A 2,500-nucleotide genomic window follows, 5' to 3' on the forward strand; every position below is an offset into this window, starting at 1 on the left:
AAAAAAAGCTCTTAGTTAAATTAACTAAGAGCTTTAAAAGCAAGGCAACGACCTACTCTCCCACCTATTGGCAGTACCATCGGCGCAAATGGGCTTAACTTCTCTGTTCGGAATGGTAAGAGGTGAGCCCCATCGCTATAATCACCTTAAAATGTTCAGTATATTTCAACTGTATAAGTTGACATAAAAGTAAAATAATATCATAAATTATCAAAGAGTTTCGTCTCCCTTCCGAAGAAGGGAAGACCTACATAAGCCTATGGGTTATTAGTACTACTCGGCTACATGCATTACTGCACTTACACCTATAGCCTATCAACGTAGTAATCTCCTACGACCCTTTAAAGAAATCTCATCTTGTGGTGGGTTTCGCGCTTATATGCTTTCAGCGCTTATCCCTTCCCGACGTAGCTACCCAGCAATGCTCCTGGCGGAACAACTGGTACACCAGCGGTCAGTTCAACTCGGTCCTCTCGTACTAAAGTCAAATCCACTCAAATTTCTAACGCCCACAGCAGATAGAGACCGAACTGTCTCACGACGTTCTGAACCCAGCTCGCGTGCCACTTTAATGGGCGAACAGCCCAACCCTTGGGACCTTCTCCAGCCCCAGGATGTGACGAGCCGACATCGAGGTGCCAAACCCCCCCGTCGATGTGAGCTCTTGGGGGAGATCAGCCTGTTATCCCCGGAGTACCTTTTATCCTTTGAGCGATGGCCCTTCCATGCGGAACCACCGGATCACTATGCTCTACTTTCGTACCTGATCGACCTGTATGTCTCTCAGTCAAGCTCCCTTATGCCATTGCACTCTACGCACGGTTACCAAGCGTACTGAGGGAACCTTTAGAAGCCTCCGTTACTCTTTTGGAGGCGACCACCCCAGTCAAACTACCCACCACGCACTGTTCTCATTGCTGAGTTAGACTCTAGATAAGCAAAGGGTGGTATTTCAAGGACAACTCCACAACGCCTAGCGACGCCGCTTCAAAGTCTCCCACCTATCCTACACATTACTTATCCAAAACCAATACGAAGCTATAGTAAAGGTTCACGGGGTCTTTTCGTCCCGCTGCGGGTAATCGGCATCTTCACCGATACTACAATTTCACCGAGCTCATGGCTGAGACAGTGTCCAGATCGTTGCACCATTCGTGCAGGTCGGAACTTACCCGACAAGGAATTTCGCTACCTTAGGACCGTTATAGTTACGGCCGCCGTTTACTGGGGCTTCATTTGATTGCTTCGCCGAAGCTAACAACTCCACTTAACCTTCCAGCACCGGGCAGGTGTCAGGCCTTATACATCATCTTTCAATTTAGCAAAGCCCTGTGTTTTTGATAAACAGTCGCCTGGACCTTTTCACTGCGGCCCCACCGAAGTGGGGCGACCCTTCTCCCGAAGTTACGGGTCTATTTTGCCTAGTTCCTTAGCCATGAATCTCTCGAGCACCTTAGAATTCTCATCCCAACTACCTGTGTCGGTTTACGGTACGGGTTCTTATAATCTGAAGCTTAGAGGTTTTTCTTGGAAGCCCTTACACACACTCCACGCAGCCGAAGCCTTGTGGTACTTTCCTAATTCAGCTAAACTGGCGGATTTACCTACCAATCTAATACCTTTTTAGTTAAACGTACTATTCCGTCAGTACGCGGTGTTTTCATTACTCCGTCACCCCATCGCAATTATAAGAAGTACAGAAATATTAATCTGTTGTCCATCCACTACCCCTTTCGGGTTCGCGTTAGGTCCCGACTAACCCTCAGCTGATTAGCATCGCTGAGGAAACCTTAGTCTTTCGGTGTGCGGGTTTCTCGCCCGCATTATCGTTACTTATGCCTACATTTTCTTTTCTATGCGTTCCAGCATACCTTACAGTACACCTTCTACACACATAGAATGCTCCCCTACCACTTATACTTAGTATAAATCCATAGCTTCGGTAATATGTTTATGCCCGATTATTATCCATGCAAAACCGCTCGACTAGTGAGCTGTTACGCACTCTTTAAATGAATGGCTGCTTCCAAGCCAACATCCTAGCTGTCTAAGCAGTTTCACCTCGTTAGTTCAACTTAACATATATTTGGGGACCTTAGCTGATGGTCTGGGTTCTTTCCCTCTCGGACATGGACCTTAGCACCCATGCCCTCACTGCTGAGTAACATTTTATAGCATTCGGAGTTTGTCAGGAATTGGTAGGCGGTGAAGCCCCCGCATCCAATCAGTAGCTCTACCTCTATAAAACTTTCGCTCAACGCTGCACCTAAATGCATTTCGGGGAGTACGAGCTATTTCCGAGTTTGATTGGCCTTTCACCCCTACCCACAGGTCATCCAAAGACTTTTCAACGTCAACTGGTTCGGTCCTCCACTGTATGTTACTACAGCTTCAACCTGCCCATGGGTAGATCACTCGGTTTCGCGTCTACTACTACTAACTATGTTCGCCCTATTCAGACTCGCTTTCGCTTCGGCTCCGGACCTTAAATCCTTAACCT

At 47.3% G+C, this 2,500-nt stretch carries 2 rRNA genes (1 of these 2 cut by a window edge); both read right to left on the reverse strand.

The window, feature by feature from the left end:
* Nucleotides 1-39 precede the first annotated feature (39 nt).
* Nucleotides 40-149, reverse strand: a 5S ribosomal RNA gene (gene rrf, locus L1S33_RS13110).
* Nucleotides 150-248: 99 nt separating this feature from the next.
* A 23S ribosomal RNA gene (locus L1S33_RS13115) occupies nucleotides 249-2,500 on the reverse strand; it runs 623 nt beyond the window's last position.

Source organism: Tenacibaculum aquimarinum (assembly GCF_022478115.1).
Taxonomy (GTDB): Bacteria; Bacteroidota; Bacteroidia; order Flavobacteriales; family Flavobacteriaceae; genus Polaribacter; species Polaribacter aquimarinum_A.